Below are 19,239 nucleotides of genomic sequence, written 5' to 3'. Positions count from 1 at the left end.
GTTCGTCGGCAGACAAAAATACGATAAATCTATAGAAACTATGGAAAGTTATCTTTAATTTTGCAATCAATATGTCTAATCTACAAAACCCTGCGGCATGTATAAAGTTATTGTAGGAACAATCTGCCTCATTTTCTCCGTACAATCCACCCTTGGGCAATCAGCTCGTGAAAAAGGTCTGGAAAGTATCAACCGTACTTCTGCAGAAGCCATTGTCGGCTTTCTCGCCAGTGATGAACTGCAAGGACGTGAAGCTGGTAAAAACGGTTCAAAAATTGCAGCTTGTTATCTGATGTCTTGTCTGAAAGAGACAGGCATCGCTCCTTTGGAGAAAGATAATTACTACCAACCTTTCGAAGCATACAACAAGGAACGGCAACTACGGGGAAAATGGCAGGTACACCCCGACTCCATCACCATCCTTAAACAAGGGACACACCGAGTGTTGCAGATGAGCAATGTATTAGGTTTTATTCCAGGGGAACGTACTGACGAATATGTAATCGTGGGTGCGCATTTCGATCATTTGGGTATAGACGAGACTCTGGCAAACGACCGGATTTATAATGGTGCCGACGACAACGCTTCCGGCGTATCCGCTGTTTTGCAGATAGCCCGGGCATTTGCTGCCAGTGGACAAAAACCGTTACGTAATGTAATTTTTGCTTTTTGGGATGGCGAAGAGATCGGCTTGCTTGGTTCAAAATATTTCGTGCAAACTTTTCCTGCCATCAATCAGATAAAAGGTTATCTTAATTTCGACATGATAGGTCGTAACCATAAACCTGGACAACCACAACATGTAGTCTATTTTTATACAGCCTCTCATCCGGTTTTCGGTGACTGGCTGAAACAGGATATTGCCCGTTACGACCTTCGGTTACAACCCGACTATCGTGCTTGGGATCGGCCTGTGGGTGGAAGCGATAATGCATCTTTTGCCTTACGTGATATTCCTGTAATCTGGTATCATACCGATGGGCATCCCGACTATCACCAACCTTCAGACCACTCGGACCGATTGAATTGGGACAAAGTGACAGAAATAACCAAGGCTGCTTTCCTGAATGTTTGGAATCTTGCTAACGAAAAAAAATATTAATTCACACCGACAATACAGTTATACATGGTCTTAAATTACATTTGGGTAACATTTTTTGTAATAGCTTTCATCGTGGCACTCGTCAGACTCATTTTTATGGGAGACACGGAGATTTTCACAGAGCTCGTCAATTCCACTTTCGATTCTTCAAAGAATGCGTTCCAAATATCCCTTGGCCTGACCGGCATCCTTGCCCTTTGGTTAGGACTAATGAAAATAGGTGAGAATAGCGGCATGATTAATGCACTCTCCCGTTGGTTAAGTCCGGTATTCTGCCGTCTTTTCCCCGAGATACCTAAGGGACACCCTGCCATGGGGTCAATCTTTATGAACCTGTCAGCCAACATGTTAGGATTGGACAATGCTGCTACCCCATTAGGACTGAAAGCCATGAAAGAACTGCAAGAACTGAACCCGAAGAAGGATACCGCCACTAACCCAATGATTATGTTCCTGGTAATCAATACTTCAGGATTGATATTGATACCTGTCAGCATTATGATGTATCGTGCCCAGCTGGGAGCCACGCAACCCACGGATATCTTCATTCCTACACTGCTCACTACTTCCATATCCACGCTCGTGGGAATTACCGCTGTCAGTATTTCGCAACATATCAATCTGATATGTAAACCGATACTGATACTTATAAGCTGCATCAGTTTATTTTTTGCAGGTCTCATCTGGGTATTTACACAAGTTAGCCGTGAAGAAATGGGAGTTTACTCTACACTGACAGCCAACATACTGCTGTTCAGTATTATACTCTTGTTTATCGTATGGGGACTTTGGAAAAAAATTAATGTTTACAACGCTTTTATTGAAGGAGCAAAAGAAGGATTCTATACTGCTGTACGTATCATTCCTTATTTAGTGGCATTTCTCGTTGGAATAGCTGTTTTCCGTACTTCAGGAGCTATGGATATGCTGGTGAACGGCATTGCAGCAACAGCAGATTTCTGCGGACTGGATACCAGTTTTGCCGGTGCACTACCTACTGCATTAATGAAAACTTTGAGTGGTAGTGCCGCCAATGGACTGATGATTGATACAATGACGCAGTATGGCGCTGATTCTTTCATAGGGCGCATGAGCTGTGTAGCACGAGGAGCCTCGGATACTACTTTTTATATTCTTGCCGTCTACTTCGGAAGTGTGGGTATCACCAAAACTCGTAACGCCGTAACATGTGGACTGATAGCCGATGCTTCAGGTATCATCGCCGCCATCATCATCAGTTATCTGTTTTTCTTCTAAATAAATAAAATAATCGTATTGCAAAACCTCAAATAACATGATTAGCTATCAAACAGACGGCATTTCAATGCCGGATATTAAAAAACGGGAAACAACGGAATGGATTAAATCTGTTGCTGCTACTTACGGAAAAAGAATCGGTGAAATCGCTTATATTTTCTGTTCAGACGAAAAAATTCTGGAAGTGAATAGACAGTATCTACAGCATGATTACTATACTGATATTATCACTTTTGACTATTGTGAAGGTAACCGTCTTAACGGTGATTTGTTTATCAGTCTCGATACCGTACGCACCAATGCCGAGCTATTTGCCGCTAACGACTATGAACGAGAGTTATATCGCGTCATTATCCATGGAATCTTACACTTATGTGGCATCAATGACAAAGGGCCGGGTGAACGGGAAATCATGGAAACTGCGGAAAACAAAGCACTAGCTATGTTACAAAAAAAGAAAAATAATATTTACCTACAAACTGAATAGTTCGCAAGAGCTAAACGAAAGAACGCTATAATTTAGTATCTTTATCAGGGGGGGCTTCCCTATCATTGCCGACTTTGTGCCAATAAAGTGGCAAAACCTTGCCAATAAGGTGGCACAAGCGTGCCAATGAAGTGGCAAAGTTGTGCCACCCTATTGGCACAACTTCGGTATTAGTATGAGTAGAAAAGGACAGAACAGAACATATCAGACAGATAAAATCACCCTGACTTTTACTAGTAATTTTCCCCGTTCTTTTACACAAACAACTAAGGTAAATAGATAAAACACTACAATATGAAATGAAAATTAGTACCTTTGCATGGTTTAAAAAGAGATTGAACGAATGGAGTTTAAGTATGACGTTATTGTAATTGGAGCTGGACATGCCGGATGCGAAGCCGCTGCCGCAGCCGCTAATCTTGGTTCTAAAACCTGTCTTATCACAATGGATATGAACAAGATAGGACAAATGAGCTGTAACCCTGCCGTAGGAGGTATTGCCAAAGGGCAGATCGTACGGGAAATTGATGCTTTAGGTGGATATATGGGGTTGGTAACAGACAGAACAGCCATCCAATTCCGTATATTAAATCGTTCTAAAGGCCCTGCCATGTGGAGCCCGCGTGCACAATGTGACCGTAATAAATTTATTTGGGCTTGGAGGGAAATCTTGGAAAACACTCCCAATCTACATATCTGGCAAGATACAGTAAAGGAGATTCTTGTTGAAAACGGAGAAATAGTGGGATTAGTTACTCTTTGGGGTGTTACTTTCCGTGCGAAATGTATTGTTTTAACAGCAGGTACTTTCCTCAATGGTTTGATGCATGTGGGACACACCATGCTTCCTGGCGGACGTATGGCAGAACCGGCATCTTACGAATTAACCGAATCCATCGCACGGCATGGCATCACTTATGGACGCATGAAAACGGGAACTCCCGTTCGCATTGATGGAAGAAGCGTCCATTATGAAGATATGGATATTCAGGAGGGCGAAGCAGACTTTCATAAGTTCTCATTTATGAATACCGGAGCCCGTCATCTGAAACAGTTGCCTTGCTGGACTTGTTTTACGAATGAAGAGGCACACCGTATACTCCGTGAAGGTTTACCGGATTCTCCCCTTTTCAACGGACAAATTCAAAGTATCGGTCCCAGATACTGTCCCAGCATCGAAACCAAGATTGTTACTTTCCCAGACAAAGAGCAACATCAACTTTTCTTGGAACCGGAGGGTGAAACGACTCAAGAGCTGTATTTGAATGGTTTCTCTTCCTCACTGCCTATGGATATCCAAATCGAAGCTTTGAAAAAAATTCCGGCTTTCCGTGATCTTGTTATTTACCGGCCAGGATATGCCATTGAATATGACTTCTTCGACCCCACCCAACTGAAACATACGTTGGAAACAAAAAAAATCAAGAACCTGTTCTTTGCCGGACAAGTCAACGGAACTACTGGATATGAAGAAGCAGCCGGACAAGGACTCATCGCAGGTATCAATGCCCACATCAATTGCCATGGCGGAGAGCCTTTTACTCTTGCTCGTGATGAAGCATATATCGGCGTATTAATCGACGATTTAGTAACTAAAGGCGTGGATGAACCTTATCGGATGTTTACGTCACGCGCCGAATATCGTATCCTACTACGTATGGATGACGCAGACATGCGACTCACAGAAAAGTCATGGAAGTTAGGACTTGCCAAAGAAGACCGTTATCAATTGCTAAAAGAAAAGCGAGAAGCTGTAAATAATATTATAGAGTTTACCCGAAATTATTCGATGAAACCTATACTAATCAATCCTGCATTAGAGCAACTCGGCACTACTCCACTCCGCCAGGGATGTAAACTTGTAGATTTAATAAATCGCCCGCAAGTAACCATCAAGAACATGGCTGAACATGTGGGTGCTTTCCAACATGAATTAAATAAAATCAGCGATAGAAAGGAAGAAATTATTGAAGCTGCAGAGATACTCATCAAATACGAGGGTTATATTGGGCGTGAAAGGATTATAGCTGACAAACTAGCAAGGTTGGAAAGTATAAAGATCAAAGGAAAATTTGATTATAATTCCATTCAGTCCCTTTCTACCGAAGCCCGACAGAAATTGATAAAAATAGATCCGGAAACAATAGCTCAAGCAAGCCGTATTCCGGGTGTATCTCCAAGCGATATCAACGTATTGCTCGTGCTTTGCGGTAGATAATTTTCGTGTTCCACGTGAAACAAAGAGTTCAATAAATACATTAAATAAACTGATTATGAGTAAAGAAATGCTTGCTAAAAGTATCCGGGAAATTCCCGATTTTCCTATTCCGGGAATTCTATTTTACGACGTGACTACCCTATTTAAAAATCCGGCAGCCTTACAAGAGCTATCTGATACTTTGTATGAAATGTATAAAAACAAAGGTATCACCAAAGTGGTGGGCATAGAATCAAGAGGGTTTATTATGGGGCCAATTTTAGCTACCCGTCTTGGTGCAGGTTTTGTTCCTATCCGTAAGCCGGGGAAGTTACCCGCAGAAACAATTGAAGAAAGTTATGATAAAGAGTATGGCAAAGACACTGTACAAATCCACAAAGATGCCATCAGCGAAGATGATATTGTTTTATTACACGATGATTTATTAGCTACGGGCGGAACGATGGAAGCTGCTTGCAAATTAGTAAAGAAGATGAAACCTAAAAAAATTTATGTGAACTTTATCATTGAATTAAAAGAATTACATGGAAAAGAAGTCTTTGGGGATGAAGTGAATGTAGAGTCAGTACTTTCTTTATAAATTTAGAAGGTCGGAAAATAAATGGTATAAGGGATTTGCAAGCCCTTCTATTCTACCATAAATATTCTGCCGGTCTCATTTTATTAAGCATACATAACTAAATTATCAACCTATCTCTTGTCTTTACATATACTTAATATTGTATAACTTAACTAATGGAAGAACTCAAAACAAACGATTATCTGAAGGGTATCGTATTAAACCTTCCCGAGAGTCCCGGAATTTACCAATATCTAAATGCCGAAGGGACGATTATATATGTAGGAAAAGCGAAGAATTTGAAGAGACGGGTATCCTCCTACTTCAACAGGGAACACGAACCGGGAAAGACACGGGTGTTAGTGAGTAAGATTGCAGATATTCGATATATCGTAGTCAACACTGAAGAAGACGCTTTGTTACTCGAAAACAACCTCATCAAAAAATATAAGCCTCGATACAATGTCTTGCTGAAAGATGATAAGACTTACCCGTCCATTTGTGTACAAAATGAATATTTCCCTCGAGTATTCAAAACCAGGAGAATTATCAGGAATGGATCTTCTTATTATGGTCCCTACAGTCATATTCCTTCCATGAATGCTTTACTAGACCTTATCAAACATTTATATCCATTACGTACTTGTAATTTAAATCTCTCTCCTGAAAACATACGAGCAGGGAAATTCAATGTTTGTCTAGAATATCACATCAAGAACTGCGCTGGCCCCTGTGTAGGCAAGCAAAGCCTGGAAAATTATCTGAAAAATATAGCCGAAGTCAAGGAGATCCTCAAAGGGAACACCCAGGAGGTAGAACGGATGCTTTTCCAACAGATGCAGGAATTAGCCGCGGAAATGAAGTTTGAGGAGGCACAGAAAATCAAAGAGAAATACCTACTTATAGAAAGCTATCGGGCTAAATCAGAAGTTGTCAGCAATATATTGCACAATATCGATGTATTCGCTATTGAGGAAGACAGTGACGGCAAATCAGCTTTCATCAATTATCTACACATCACCAATGGTGCCATTAACCAGGCTTTTACTTTCGAATACAAGAAACGACTGAACGAAACAAAAGAGGAGTTACTCTCATTAGGGATTATCGAAATGCGGGAACGTTACAAAAGCCTTTCTCGTGAAATAATCGTACCTTTCGAAATGGATATAGAGTTGAAAGATGTTGTTTTTACTATTCCGCAAAGAGGAGATAAAAAGAAACTATTAGAACTATCCATTCTTAACGTAAAACAATATAAAGCAGACCGTCTGAAACAATCGGAAAAATTAAACCCCGAACAACGAATAGTACGCTTACTGAAAGAAATCCAACAGGAACTTCACTTAGACCGGTTACCAATGCAAATAGAATGCTTTGATAATTCCAATATACAAGGCTCAGACCCTGTTGCCGCATGCGTAGTATTCATCAAAGGGAAACCCTCCAAAAAAGATTACCGAAAATATAATATAAAAACCGTAATAGGACCCGACGACTATGCTTCCATGAAAGAAGTCGTAAAAAGGCGCTATCAGCGCGCTCTTGAGGAGAACCTACCCCTACCCGACCTCCTTATTACCGATGGTGGAAAAGGTCAAATGAGTGCCGTAAAAGAGGTGATAAACGAACTCGGTCTTAATATTCCCATTGCCGGACTCGCCAAAGACGATAAACATCGTACTTCGGAATTATTATACGGAGTTCCACCACAAACTATCGGACTTAAACAAAATTCTCCACTTTTCCGCCTTTTGACACAAATCCAAGACGAAGTACACCGTTTTGCCATCACTTTTCACCGTGACAAGCGTAGCAAACGACAGGTAGCCTCTGCTTTAGACGAAATAAAAGGTATCGGAGAAAAGACAAAGAATGCTCTACTCAAAGAGTTCAAGAGTATAAAACGAATCAAAGAAGCACCACAAGAAAACATTATCAGGATTATTGGTGAAGCTAAAGCAAAAATTATCGCGGAATACTTTGCAAGCAAATAGAAAAACAATTACGAATTTATTCGTAACTTTGTAACCCTAAAAATTTATTAGAACAATAAAAGATATGAGAGTAGTCATACAACGTGCCGGACATGCATCAGTCACCATCAATGGAACCTGCAAGTCTGCTATTAACAAAGGTTTCGTGATATTGATAGGCATCGAAGAAACCGATGGGCAAGAGGATATCGACTGGCTATGCAAAAAGATTGTCAACTTGCGTGTTTTTGATGACGAGAATGGCGTGATGAACAAATCTATACTTGATATTAGTGGTGAAATACTGGTAATCAGCCAATTCACTCTCCATGCATCTACCAAGAAAGGTAATCGTCCCTCCTATATCCGGGCTGCAAAACCGGAAATATCCGTACCATTGTATGAACAATTCTGTAAAGAACTAAGTTTTGCATTAGGAAAAGAAGTCGGTACTGGTATATTTGGTGCCGATATGAAAGTAGAACTATTGAACGATGGCCCTGTAACCATTTGTATCGATACCAAAAACAAGGAATAATGACGTTAGAAGAAGCACAAAAAGAGGTAGACCTTTGGATTAAAAAATATGGAGTACGCTACTTCAGCGAACTCACCAATATGGCTGTATTAACCGAAGAAGTTGGTGAATTGGCACGCATAATGTCTCGCAAATATGGTGACCAATCCTTCAAAGAAGGAGAAAAAGACAATATAGAAGAAGAGATTGCAGATGTCCTTTGGGTACTTCTCTGCATTGCAAACCAAACGGGTGTAAATCTTACCGAAGCTTTTACACGCACCATGGAGAAGAAAACCAAACGTGACCAGACAAGACATATCAACAACCCTAAATTATCAAACCATGGAGAAAAATGAAGCTACTCAGAACAAGTATGATGCCGCTTTGGCAAAGTATAACACTCAGCTGGATGATGCAGAAGTAGCTGCACAAGTTGCCAAGATTATTGCAGAGAAAGTACCAGCAAATAACACTCTGGAAGTAAAGAAATTCTTGTTTCACTGCATTGACCTCACCACATTGAACAGTTCGGACAACGATGAAAGCGTAATGAAGTTCACACAAAAAGTGAACCAATTCGACGAGGAATTTCCTGATTTGAAAAATGTAGCCGCCATTTGTGTTTACCCCAATTTTGCAGAAATCGTAAAGGACACATTGGAGGTAGAAAATGTAAATATAGCCTGTGTATCAGCTGGATTTCCCTCCTCACAGACCTTTATTGAAGTGAAGGTAGCCGAAACTGCCATGGCAATTATGGAAGGTGCCGACGAAATAGATATCGTGATTTCCATTGGTAAATTCCTGAGCGAAGACTACGAAACCATGTGCGATGAAATACAAGAACTGAAAGATGTATGCAAGGAGCACCACCTAAAAGTTATTCTTGAAACCGGTGCACTGAAGACAGCTTCAAATATCAAAAAAGCCTCCATCCTATCCATGTATGCAGGAGCCGATTTCATTAAGACCTCTACGGGCAAGCAGCAACCAGCCGCCACTCCCGAAGCTGCTTACGTGATGTGTCAGGCCATAAAAGAGTATTATGCACTGACAGGTAATAAGATTGGTTTCAAACCGGCAGGAGGCATTAATTGCGTGAATGATGCATTGATATATTATACAATTGTCAAAGAAGTTCTGGGCGAAGAATGGTTGGATAACAAGCTGTTCCGCTTAGGAACCAGTCGTCTTGCCAATCTACTGCTCTCGGAAATAAAAGGCAAAGAAATGAAGTTCTTTTAAGAACCCACATTTACTTAATAAAAACTAAAGAATATTGATAGGAAAAGCCAAAACTTTTCCTATCTTTGTGATATAGAACGCCGATAGAGTTTTGGCTAAAGTATTGTATTAGAGAACGTTTCATTTATTATCTTTTTCTCGAAATTCGGCAAAATTTCATATTACGAAAGGTAATAAGCAAACGGGTCTCACGCACTTTCACGTATATACTCTTGTTATATATCGAATGGCGCGTGAGACTGTTGCTTGTATCTCGTAAAAGGTTTGCCGAAACCTCGGGAAAGATATAGGGCAACAGTTCTCACGCCTTTTGGTAACAAACATTAAGACAAGAGTATGGAAACAAAAAAGACATTACTTTTCAACACTAATCCCCAGCCTGGAGTTGCGGATTTAAATCATCAGCACGCACTGTTCATCGGACTAATAGCAGGAGAGCAAAAACAGTTTTATACTAACAGTCTGACTACCGGTGCCAATCAAAAACTGTTAGACTCTCTCCTATCCGATAAAGCCAAAATAAAAGAACCCCTTCAAATTCAATCAATATTCAACTTTCTAAAAGAAGAAGGTGAACGAAGTGCATATAATATCATGATTCCTCTTTTCTTGTCCATCAAAGGAAAAGAAAAACGTGAAGCCGCCATTCAAGAACGATTTATAGGTATCGAACGTCTCGTTCAGTATTGCAGAAACCTAAATAATTTTCTCCAATATATTCAATTCCACAGTACCCTCCGCATCACAAACGAGGATCTACAGCGAGGTATATTGACATGGGACTTAAGTAAGATGATAATCCTTGCCCGTATCGCCTACGACTACCAACTTATCAATGAAAAAGAAGCATGGGAATATATTGAATTTGCAGACAAGAAATGCCGTGAATGTTTTACATCCTGGGAAGAAGTAGGTAAAAGCTACTTATTAGGACAGGTGATAAATTATCCCGGTGAAGATGAGTTTAAAAAGGTTATCGGATATTATTGTTCTGCCATGAAAGATGTAAAAAGTCCATGGATAAATACACCGTTTTAATTCAAACGGTTTATTTATCCCGCTCAATCACATAATCAAGATAAGAAATAAGAGCTTTTTTTACATCTGTATCAGGAACAACAGACAACAACTGAAGTGCTTTTTCTTTATAAGTATACATCGTTTGAATAGCGTATTCAATACCACCATTCTGCTTGGCAAAGTCGATTAAATGGGCTATTTCTTCATCAGACGCCGTTCCACTCTTTACTTTGACGGCAATGGCTTGTGCTGTACTATTCTCAGTAGAATTCAATGCATAGAGAACAGGCAAAGTCAGCTTTCCTTCCAACATATCATTACCGGTCGGTTTACCGATCTCCTTACTCTCATAATAATCGAATATATCATCTTTTATCTGAAAACAAAGACCGATATACTCACCAAGCAACCGTGCATATTCAGCCTTTTCACCATCTACCCCCACCGACAGGGCACCAGCTTTTGTACAAGCAGCAAATAAAACTGCTGTCTTCTTACGAATAACATCGAAGTAAATATCTTCTGAAAAATGAGGATTACTTACATTGGAAAGTTGCAAAAGTTCCCCCTCCGCCAAATCTTGTCCCAGATTGGAAACGACATCGATAATATCATAATTACGAGTCATACCAACTTCCACCAAAGCCGTAGCCAGCAAATAATCTCCCGACAGCACCGCTACCTTATTATTAAAGATAGCATTTACAGAAAGCTGTCCCCGGCGTTCGGTACTCTCATCCACCACATCATCATGTACCAAACTGGCATTATGCAGAAGTTCTAAAGCAACTGCCGCATGCAATGTAGCGGGACAAACCTCACCATAAAGCTTTGCAGCCAACAGCACCAATATCGGACGCATCATCTTCCCGTTCTTTTGCCGGATATGTGCAATTACACTATTCAACAAAAGATTAGAACTGGAGAGAGAAGTATCAAAATGCTTCTTAAACTCTTCCAATTCTACAGAAATCGGGGATTTAATGAGGGATATACTTTCCATAGACCGTGCTATTTGAGCACAAAAATAGTAATAAAACGGTTAATACGGTATTTTTTTGTACTTTTACCATGAAAAAAAGGATAAATCTATGAATTCTACCGATAAACTTTTCCTACTCGATGCATATGCACTGATATATCGTGCCTATTATGCATTCATCAAAAATCCGCGAATTAATTCAAAAGGCTTCAATACCTCTGCCATCCTAGGTTTTGTAAATACTCTGGAAGAAGTGCTTAAAAAAGAAAATCCCAGTCACATAGGAGTAGCGTTCGACCCTGCCGGACCTACATTCCGTCATGAAGCCTACGAACAGTATAAAGCGCAGCGGGAAGAAACTCCCGAAGCTATCCGTCTCTCTGTACCCATTATAAAGGATATCATTCGTGCCTATCGCATCCCCATCCTGGAAGTTTCCGGCTACGAAGCCGACGACGTAATAGGTACTCTTGCCACTGAAGCCGGTAAACAAGGGATTATCACTTATATGATGACCCCCGACAAGGACTATGGACAGTTGGTATCGGATAAAACATTCATGTATCGTCCCAAACATAGTGGTGGTTTCGAAGTAATGGGAGTGGAAGAGGTAAAAGCCAAATTTGATATCCAATCAACTTCGCAGGTTATCGATATGCTGGGACTGATGGGCGACTCTTCCGATAATATTCCCGGTTGTCCGGGCGTGGGAGAGAAAACCGCACAAAAACTGATTGCCGAGTTCGGAAGTATTGAAAATCTCCTTGAACATACCGACCAACTAAAAGGTGCGCTCAAAACCAAAGTAGAGAATAACCGGGAAATGATTATATTCTCCAAATTTCTCGCCACTATCAAAACCGATGTTCCCATTAAGCTCGACATGAATACACTTGTCCGTGAAGAACCGAACGAAGAAGAACTTCGCAAGATTTTTGAGGAGTTGGAATTTCGTACACTCATCGATCGCGTTCTTAAAAAAACAAGTACCCCCTCCTCCCCTTCTCCAGCTTCGGTCTCACCTGACCTATTTGCCGGAACCCTATTTGCTCAAGAACCGACCGCCACTCCTGAAAAAAATGATCCGGTTCAAGGCGATTTGTTTGCAAATTTTGCGGGCAATGGGACAGACGGCTCGAAAAATTCAAATCTAACGCGGTTAGAAATGCTCAATGTAGACTACCAACTTATTGATACAGAAGAAAAAAGGGGAAAAATTATTCAAAAGTTACTTACATCTGAAATTCTCTCAATAGATACGGAAACTACAGGAACCGAACCGATGGAAGCAGAATTAGTCGGAATGAGTTTCAGTGACGCTGAAAACAGGGCCTATTACGTACCTGTTCCGGCAAATCGGGAAGAAGCGTTAAAAATAGTAAATGAGTTACGTCCCCTCTATGAAAATGAGAAATCTTTGAAAGTAGGACAAAATATCAAGTATGATATGATAGTCCTCAAAAATTACGGCATTCAAGTAAAGGGAAAACTTTTTGATACAATGCTCGCACATTATGTCCTGCAACCGGAACTTCGTCACAATATGGACTATCTGGCGGAAATCTACCTGCACTATCAAACCATCCACATTGACGAACTCATCGGAGCCAAAGGAAAAAATCAGAAAAACATGCGCGACCTTCCTCCGGAAGATGTTTACCGTTATGCCTGCGAAGATGCGGACGTCACTCTGAAATTGAAAAATATATTGGAGAAGGAATTAAAGAAACAAGATGTAGAACATTTATTCCATGAAATTGAAATGCCCCTTGTCCCCGTACTTGTCAATATAGAGAGTAACGGAGTACGTATCAGCACAGAAGCCTTGAAACAATCATCGGAGCACTTCACTATCCGTTTACAGGAAATAGAAAAGAACATCTACGAAATGGCAGGCGAAACATTCAACATCAGTTCCGCCAAACAGGTAGGCGAGATACTCTTCGACAAACTGAAAATCGTGGATAAAGCCAAAAAAACCAAGACCGGACAGTATGTCACCTCAGAAGAAGTGTTACAGACCTACCGCAACAAACACGAGATTATCGGTAAGATATTGGAATACCGTGGTCTGAAAAAATTGCTCAGCACCTATATCGACGCCCTACCCCAACTGATAAACTCTCGTACCGGACGAATACATACCTCTTTCAACCAAGCAGTAACCGCCACAGGGAGACTCAGCTCCAGTAACCCGAACCTGCAAAACATCCCTATCCGCGATGAAGACGGTAAGGAAATCCGTAAAGCTTTTATCCCGGACGATGGTTGTAAGTTTTTCTCTGCCGACTACTCACAGATTGAACTACGTATCATGGCTCATCTGAGTGGAGACAAAAATATGATAGACGCCTTCCTCAGCGGTTACGACATCCACGCCGCCACCGCCGCAAAGATATACAAGGTAAATATCAATGAAGTAACCGCCGACATGCGCCGCAAAGCCAAGACTGCCAACTTCGGTATCATCTATGGCATTTCTGTCTTCGGACTGGCAGAACGCATGAACGTCTCCCGTCAGGAAGCCAAGGAATTGATTGACGGATACTTTGAGACTTACCCCCAAGTCAAGGAATACATGGATAAAAGCATCCAAGTGGCACGCGAAAACGGCTATGTTGAAACTATCTTCCACCGCAAGCGCTTCCTGCCGGACATCAACTCCCGGAATGCCGTTGTCCGCGGTTACGCCGAGCGGAATGCCATCAACGCCCCCATTCAGGGAAGCGCCGCCGATATCATCAAAGTAGCCATGGCACACATCAATCAACGCTTTCAAAGTAACAATCTGAAAGCAAAAATGATTTTACAGGTCCATGACGAACTAAATTTCAGCGTTCCAGAGGCAGAAAAAGAGATTGTGCAACAAATTGTAATCGAAGAGATGGAGCATGCTTATCGCATGCTCGTACCCCTGAAAGCCGATTGCGGATGGGGGAAAAACTGGTTGGAAGCCCATTAATCGGTTCGATAACTTTATTTAACTTACAATCAGAAAGCAACAGAAGCAATCAGTTTAAAATACAGTTTGTTCACAAGAATATCCGGCAAGCGTTCTGCTGGCTATTTTTTGTTCATCTATCTTAGCAAAAAGGAAGCATATTCTTCTTCATCAAATTGACATTTTGATAATATTTAAACCAAAAATTAAGATTATGTCAATATAATACGTACCTTTGCAGCGAAATCAATGACACATTGATAGAATATAGTAAGTTAAACTCTAAAACATAAATCCATGAAGACTTTAAAAAATTTGATTTTATTTGCTTGTCTTTTCGCTTGTGGCATGAATGCGTCAGCTGACAATAAAAGTAACCTCATTTACAATTCGGAAGAGGTAAATGGCGTAATGGTTGGCCAAACCGTATACAAGATGGATGGTGGTACATTATCAAATTACATGAAGTACAACTATAAGTACGACGACCAAAACCGCATGACAGAAAATGAAACTATGAAATGGAACAGTACAGAGAATACATGGAACAAAGATTTGTGTATCCGTTATGCCTATCAAGGTAAGACACTTACCACTACTTACTATAAATGGAACAAAAAGAAAGGTGAATACATCCTGGTTCCCGAAATGACGGTAACAATGGACAACCCGAACATGTAATTCATTCTTTCTCTCTCAAAAAACTTTACTACTAACACTAACCAAAACCTTTATAAAATAAAAAGCGGCGGAGCACATTGTGTATTCCGCCGCTTTTTATTCATTATTCAAGAGTACGGTATTTGTTCACAGCCGCCCCCATACCGTCAATGAAGCCTATCTTGTTCCTCACACCGTCTATATTGAACTTTACATATTGATCATAATAAAGCGTAGCGCAATCAGAGTTTTCTTCTTTCAGTTTACGATACTCCTTCCAACACTTGTCATATTCTTCAATAGCCAGTTTTATGGCTGTCCGGTCATATTCTCCTGTCCGGTCTCCCTGATACCCCTTCAGCATCACAATCCAGCCTTGTTCCATAATTCTATAAAGCCAATAACCATACAAAGAAGAAGTCCTGATATAATGCTCCACTACTTCATCGCTACATTCCACCCTCCGGGAAAGCTTTACTATTTCTTCCCAAAGAGCAACGGAAAGCTTCATCTCGTACAAAGCTTCGTCAACGTTACCTTTTTTCAAAATCGCGTCGAACACTTTCTTCAATTGGTTCGTACCCCCCAAATAATGATCGCGCGTCCACGTAACACTGACAGGGTGTATCAACGAACCTCTTCCCCGGATAATAGCATCGGGAGTCAGAAGGCACAATCTGCGGAAATAAGGTAATGACTCATCGGAAATCCCTATTTTTAATGCATACTCATTGAAGATCTCTTTTTCTGCCCGGTCGGGATTTTTCGCCCACTGGCTCATTACATACGTATTCAAGTCGCACCAGAGTTCATTAGAAATATAAGGGCCAAACCAACCGCCCCCTCTCGACCATGTCCACACACCGGAGAAGAGAGGATTGTCTTTTATATCGTTCAGACAACGTGGCGCAGCATCATTCTTAGTCTCCTCGAACCCGTTAATCACAGCATCGGCCATGTAGTTCGGATAGGCTCCTTTTCCTTCGTATTCTCGCTGGCATTGTACCTCTATCACCTGCTTATGCTTTCCCAAAGTAATCGTTCTATTGAAAGGGAAAGTCCTGAAATAATCACCATTCGTATGCTTGATGGCAAGATAGAGATTGGAATGCGGTTCCACCTGTTCCGTCACGGCCAGATAATAGTCCGGACGGACATGGAAGAAACCAAAATCCCATGTCCGGTATACAATCTTCTTATTCCGCTTCACACATACCTCTTCCCTCAGCAAATTCATCAGCTTGGCATGTATCTCGATGCTCTTGTCATACTTCTTTTTATAATCTACCGGTCCGTTTCCCGTATGATACGGGATGTTGTGCGTATAAGTCTCACCCGTACGAATGACCAATCCATCCATTTCCGGAAAACGCTCGAACAACTCCTTCAGCATCGCCCGGTGTATCTCCCATGTCTTGGGCTTCTCGAACGAAATCTTTCCTTCTTCGTCGCATATCTCGTCTTTATAAAGATCTACCAGTTTCTTAGGCAGCACAATGATATCCGTAAAGTAGAAAGCTTGCAAACCATTCCGGTGACATTCATCAATCTGAGTCCTGATTTCCTTCGTCAGCATTTCTACCCAAGCCCTCTCTTCCGAACCTTTCGGAAAGATACGCTTGTCGAACTTAGAAAAACTGACGGCACACTGCGGAAACTTAAACTCATTGATAACCATGCCATTCATCCCGAAAGAAGCCAACTTCTCCGGATTGCGAAAAGCGGTTTGCGTCATGGCATCTCCCGGATTATGATGTACCATATCCATTACCAGATAATCTTTTTTCTCTGACTGCTGCGCAATAATAGGTAAAGACAAGCAAATACCCATACTCAATAATATCCACTTTTTCATTCTCTTCTATCTGTTAATTAATATTCTTGTTAATTCCCCACTGCTTATTGGGCTCACTTCCCATTACAAACGACAGAATACCCCCTTTCATAATATCCTCATGCGACAAGATAGACCGGCTATAAGGTTTCCCATTCAATGTAGCTGACTGGATATAGATATTCTTCTCCGAATATCCTTTCGCCTCAACCCTGAATTCTCTGCCGCTCTCAAGAGTGATGACCACTTCCTCAAAACCGGGACTTCCAATTACATAATACGGTGAACCGGGACATACCGGATAAAAGCCCATCATACCGAACACCAGCCATGCCGACATTTGTCCGGCATCATCATTCCCACTCAGTCCGTCCGGTGCAGGATAATATTCCCTTTCCAGTATTCTATGAACCCACTTCTGGGTCTTCCATGGCTCACCGGACAATGCAAAAAGATAAGGGATATGATGCCCCGGCTCATTACCGTGCCAGTAATAATCTTTCTCAAAGAAAGTATCAAGCCGGTTTATAAAGCGTTCCTTACCAATATGTTTCATCAGCCCTTCCACATCGTGGGGCACGTACCAGGTATAGTGAAAAGGCGTACCCTCACAGATATAATCTGCGGACTTATCAAATTCAAAAGGTTCCACCCACTTACCGTCTGCATGCCGTCCGCGGGCATATCCCGTTTCAGGATCAATCACGTTCTTATAGTTCATCGCCCTATGGGACAATACTTCATAATCAACCTTCTTCCCAAGCTTGCAGGCAACCTGCGACAAGACAAAATCATCATAAGCATACTCCAACGTGCGCGACACCTGTTCCCGTTTATGAAATGCATCCCACACATTGTCTTCCAATGGTATATAATCATATTGCAGATAAGAGTCCAGTGCTCTGCGCCCTTTACCTTCCACATAACTTTTTTTATCCGTATTTACCTGGAACGCATTCTTACGCATCAATCGGTAAGCCTCCTCATAGTCAAAACCCGGAATGTCTTTTACAATAGCGTCACCCAGCATCGCGATACCATGGTCGCCAATCATCGCCGCGGTATAATTGTTCCACAACGGGAAAATAGGTAACCATCCGCCTTGCTGCCCTTTTAGAATAAATGATTTTGAGAAATCCCCCACTATAGAAGGACTTAGAATGGTATAAAGCGGTAATACAGCCCTATAAATATCCCACATAGAAAAGTCACAGTAATAGGAAAACCCTTTTGCCTGATGCACAGTATGCTTTTCCGCAAAACCGGGATAGTATCCTTTGACATCACTGAACGTACGCGGAAGCATACGGGCATTATAAAGAGCCGTATAGAATTGCGTTTTCTTTTTTTCATCATTACCCTTTACGGCTATCTGTCCCAAAGCCTTTTCCCAGTCGGCAGCCGAACGGGATTTCACTGTCTCAAAATCCCAATCCGGTATCTCCGTCTCCAGGTTCTCGCGGGCATTATCAACACTTGTAAAGGAAGTCCCTATCTTCACCTTCATGCAATTGTTCTTCAAGGCCGACAGCTTTATCCAAGCGCCTACTTCACATCCTTTACCCTCAATTTCCGTTTGTCCCACTACAACCATACTGTCTTTCCACACGCCGAAGGTATCGAAATCGGTTTCAAACTTGACTACAAAATATCCACTGAAACCGGCACTCTTACCACCTCCCTGATAAATACGATAGGCGGGATTATAACCGGTCACTTCCCTGTTTTTCGTATCAATTCTGATATATCCCTGTTTTTTATCACTGTTCGGCTCAATAACGATATACCGTTCTCCTTCATCCGGGGGAAAATTAAACCGCATCATTCCCGCATGAGAAAGACCGGTCATCTCCGCACGAATTCGGTAGTCCTCCAAAGTTACCTCATAACAAGAGGGCTTTGCCATTTCTTTATCATGGCCGAAGTGTGAAGCACGTTCCCGGGCATCCGTCTTCAACTCTCCCACCATCGGCATTAGGGTGACACTTCCATAATCTTGCGTACACGAACCGCTTATCCAGTGACTTGCCCTGAAACCCTGAATTTCGTTGTGATAATAATAATACGGAGGATTACATTTACGTTCACCTTCCAGCGTCTGCGCCACCCAATTCGTCATTCCATTGGGTACTCCCACAGCGGGCATAGTCTGGCCTTTTTCTTCCGACGGAGCTTTATCTCCCCGGGCATGCCGCTGTACATCTGTACCGATAAGCGGATTTACATAGTCCCCAAATTTCCCTGTTTGTGCCATCAGGTTACCCGACAGCAACAATGCGCACAATACGCCTGCATACAATTTCATAAATACCGTGTCGTGTTTGATTGTTGATACACCAGCATTTTACATCCCATACTGATATATAAGCAAAAATAAAGCAAATATCCGAAACAGCCAAAAACTATATTATAAAGAAACACACAGATAAATAAAGCCC

The 19,239-nt window shown here is 41.5% G+C and carries 15 protein-coding genes; 12 read left to right on the top strand and 3 right to left on the bottom strand.

Translation table 11 applies throughout. The features are described from left to right. Positions 1-97: 97 nt before the first annotated feature. From DXC10_RS01990 to DXC10_RS01945, 10 genes are all read left to right on the top strand, one after another. Complete coding sequence (locus tag DXC10_RS01990) at positions 98-1,102, top strand: M28 family metallopeptidase (protein WP_101542067.1); 1,005 nt, start codon at positions 98-100, stop codon at positions 1,100-1,102. A gap of 24 nt (positions 1,103-1,126) precedes the next feature. After that, the gene (locus DXC10_RS01985) at positions 1,127-2,359 is read left to right on the top strand and encodes a nucleoside recognition domain-containing protein (RefSeq protein WP_101542066.1); all 1,233 of its coding nucleotides are present in this window, start codon (positions 1,127-1,129) and stop codon (positions 2,357-2,359) included. 37 nt (positions 2,360-2,396) lie between these two features. Next, entirely contained in the window at positions 2,397-2,846 is a 450-nt protein-coding gene (gene ybeY, locus DXC10_RS01980; RefSeq protein WP_101542065.1) for an rRNA maturation RNase YbeY, read from the top strand. Positions 2,847-3,189: 343 nt separating this feature from the next. Then, on the top strand, positions 3,190-5,064 hold the full coding sequence (gene mnmG, locus DXC10_RS01975) for a tRNA uridine-5-carboxymethylaminomethyl(34) synthesis enzyme MnmG (protein WP_101542064.1): 1,875 nt from the start codon (positions 3,190-3,192) through the stop codon (positions 5,062-5,064). Between the two features lie 55 nt (positions 5,065-5,119). Continuing rightward, the gene (locus DXC10_RS01970) at positions 5,120-5,644 is read left to right on the top strand and encodes an adenine phosphoribosyltransferase (protein ID WP_180949162.1); all 525 of its coding nucleotides are present in this window, start codon (positions 5,120-5,122) and stop codon (positions 5,642-5,644) included. A gap of 155 nt (positions 5,645-5,799) precedes the next feature. Then, positions 5,800-7,620: an excinuclease ABC subunit UvrC gene (gene uvrC / locus DXC10_RS01965; protein WP_101542063.1), complete on the top strand. Its 1,821-nt coding sequence runs from the start codon at positions 5,800-5,802 to the stop codon at positions 7,618-7,620. Between the two features lie 64 nt (positions 7,621-7,684). Continuing rightward, positions 7,685-8,137: a D-aminoacyl-tRNA deacylase gene (gene dtd / locus DXC10_RS01960; RefSeq protein WP_101542062.1), complete on the top strand. Its 453-nt coding sequence runs from the start codon at positions 7,685-7,687 to the stop codon at positions 8,135-8,137. Then, complete coding sequence (locus DXC10_RS01955; RefSeq protein ID WP_101542061.1) at positions 8,137-8,475, top strand: nucleotide pyrophosphohydrolase; 339 nt, start codon at positions 8,137-8,139, stop codon at positions 8,473-8,475. The genes dtd and DXC10_RS01955 overlap by 1 nt, the downstream gene beginning before the upstream one ends. Beyond that, the gene (deoC, locus tag DXC10_RS01950) at positions 8,462-9,364 is read left to right on the top strand and encodes a deoxyribose-phosphate aldolase (protein ID WP_101542060.1); all 903 of its coding nucleotides are present in this window, start codon (positions 8,462-8,464) and stop codon (positions 9,362-9,364) included. Before DXC10_RS01955 ends, deoC begins: the two co-directional genes overlap by 14 nt. 336 nt (positions 9,365-9,700) lie before the next feature. After that, entirely contained in the window at positions 9,701-10,402 is a 702-nt protein-coding gene (locus DXC10_RS01945) for a DUF1266 domain-containing protein (protein ID WP_233519846.1), read from the top strand. 10 nt (positions 10,403-10,412) lie between these two features. Here DXC10_RS01945 and DXC10_RS01940 read toward each other — a convergent pair whose 3' ends face one another. Then, positions 10,413-11,387 (bottom strand): polyprenyl synthetase family protein, encoded by a 975-nt coding sequence (locus DXC10_RS01940; RefSeq protein WP_101542059.1) that lies wholly within the window; start codon positions 11,385-11,387, stop codon positions 10,413-10,415. 88 nt (positions 11,388-11,475) lie between these two features. Between DXC10_RS01940 and polA the strand changes: the two genes are divergently transcribed. Continuing rightward, positions 11,476-14,328, top strand: coding sequence for a DNA polymerase I (polA, locus tag DXC10_RS01935; protein WP_101542058.1), 2,853 nt, complete (start codon positions 11,476-11,478; stop codon positions 14,326-14,328). Positions 14,329-14,604: 276 nt separating this feature from the next. After that, a complete protein-coding gene (locus DXC10_RS01930; RefSeq protein ID WP_101542057.1) occupies positions 14,605-14,988 on the top strand; it encodes a DUF3836 domain-containing protein in 384 nt (127 codons plus the stop codon). A gap of 103 nt (positions 14,989-15,091) precedes the next feature. Here DXC10_RS01930 and DXC10_RS01925 read toward each other — a convergent pair whose 3' ends face one another. Further along, positions 15,092-16,822 (bottom strand): hypothetical protein, encoded by a 1,731-nt coding sequence (locus tag DXC10_RS01925; RefSeq protein WP_101542052.1) that lies wholly within the window; start codon positions 16,820-16,822, stop codon positions 15,092-15,094. Between the two features lie 13 nt (positions 16,823-16,835). After that, the gene (locus DXC10_RS01920) at positions 16,836-19,106 is read right to left on the bottom strand and encodes a GH92 family glycosyl hydrolase (RefSeq protein WP_101542051.1); all 2,271 of its coding nucleotides are present in this window, start codon (positions 19,104-19,106) and stop codon (positions 16,836-16,838) included. Between the last annotated feature and the right edge of the window lie 133 nt (positions 19,107-19,239).

The organism is Bacteroides sp. OM08-11 (assembly GCF_003438665.1).
Lineage (GTDB): Bacteria > Bacteroidota > Bacteroidia > Bacteroidales > Bacteroidaceae > Bacteroides > Bacteroides cutis.
This window is presented reverse-complemented; position numbering and strand designations above follow the sequence as displayed.

What these genes read in the sequence shown, in the direction of transcription:
- DXC10_RS01985 (WP_101542066.1), top strand. Translation starts at nt 1,127, where the DNA reads ATGGTCTTAAATTACATTTGGGTAACATTTTTTGTAATAGCTTTCATC.
- DXC10_RS01945 (WP_233519846.1), top strand. Translation starts at nt 9,701, where the DNA reads ATGGAAACAAAAAAGACATTACTTTTCAACACTAATCCCCAGCCTGGA.
- DXC10_RS01990 (WP_101542067.1), top strand. Translation starts at nt 98, where the DNA reads ATGTATAAAGTTATTGTAGGAACAATCTGCCTCATTTTCTCCGTACAA.
- DXC10_RS01955 (WP_101542061.1), top strand. Translation starts at nt 8,137, where the DNA reads ATGACGTTAGAAGAAGCACAAAAAGAGGTAGACCTTTGGATTAAAAAA.
- mnmG (WP_101542064.1), top strand. Translation starts at nt 3,190, where the DNA reads ATGGAGTTTAAGTATGACGTTATTGTAATTGGAGCTGGACATGCCGGA.
- DXC10_RS01925 (WP_101542052.1), bottom strand. Translation starts at nt 16,822, where the DNA reads ATGAAAAAGTGGATATTATTGAGTATGGGTATTTGCTTGTCTTTACCT.
- uvrC (WP_101542063.1), top strand. Translation starts at nt 5,800, where the DNA reads ATGGAAGAACTCAAAACAAACGATTATCTGAAGGGTATCGTATTAAAC.
- deoC (WP_101542060.1), top strand. Translation starts at nt 8,462, where the DNA reads ATGGAGAAAAATGAAGCTACTCAGAACAAGTATGATGCCGCTTTGGCA.
- DXC10_RS01930 (WP_101542057.1), top strand. Translation starts at nt 14,605, where the DNA reads ATGAAGACTTTAAAAAATTTGATTTTATTTGCTTGTCTTTTCGCTTGT.
- DXC10_RS01920 (WP_101542051.1), bottom strand. Translation starts at nt 19,106, where the DNA reads ATGAAATTGTATGCAGGCGTATTGTGCGCATTGTTGCTGTCGGGTAAC.
- polA (WP_101542058.1), top strand. Translation starts at nt 11,476, where the DNA reads ATGAATTCTACCGATAAACTTTTCCTACTCGATGCATATGCACTGATA.
- ybeY (WP_101542065.1), top strand. Translation starts at nt 2,397, where the DNA reads ATGATTAGCTATCAAACAGACGGCATTTCAATGCCGGATATTAAAAAA.
- dtd (WP_101542062.1), top strand. Translation starts at nt 7,685, where the DNA reads ATGAGAGTAGTCATACAACGTGCCGGACATGCATCAGTCACCATCAAT.
- DXC10_RS01970 (WP_180949162.1), top strand. Translation starts at nt 5,120, where the DNA reads ATGAGTAAAGAAATGCTTGCTAAAAGTATCCGGGAAATTCCCGATTTT.
- DXC10_RS01940 (WP_101542059.1), bottom strand. Translation starts at nt 11,387, where the DNA reads ATGGAAAGTATATCCCTCATTAAATCCCCGATTTCTGTAGAATTGGAA.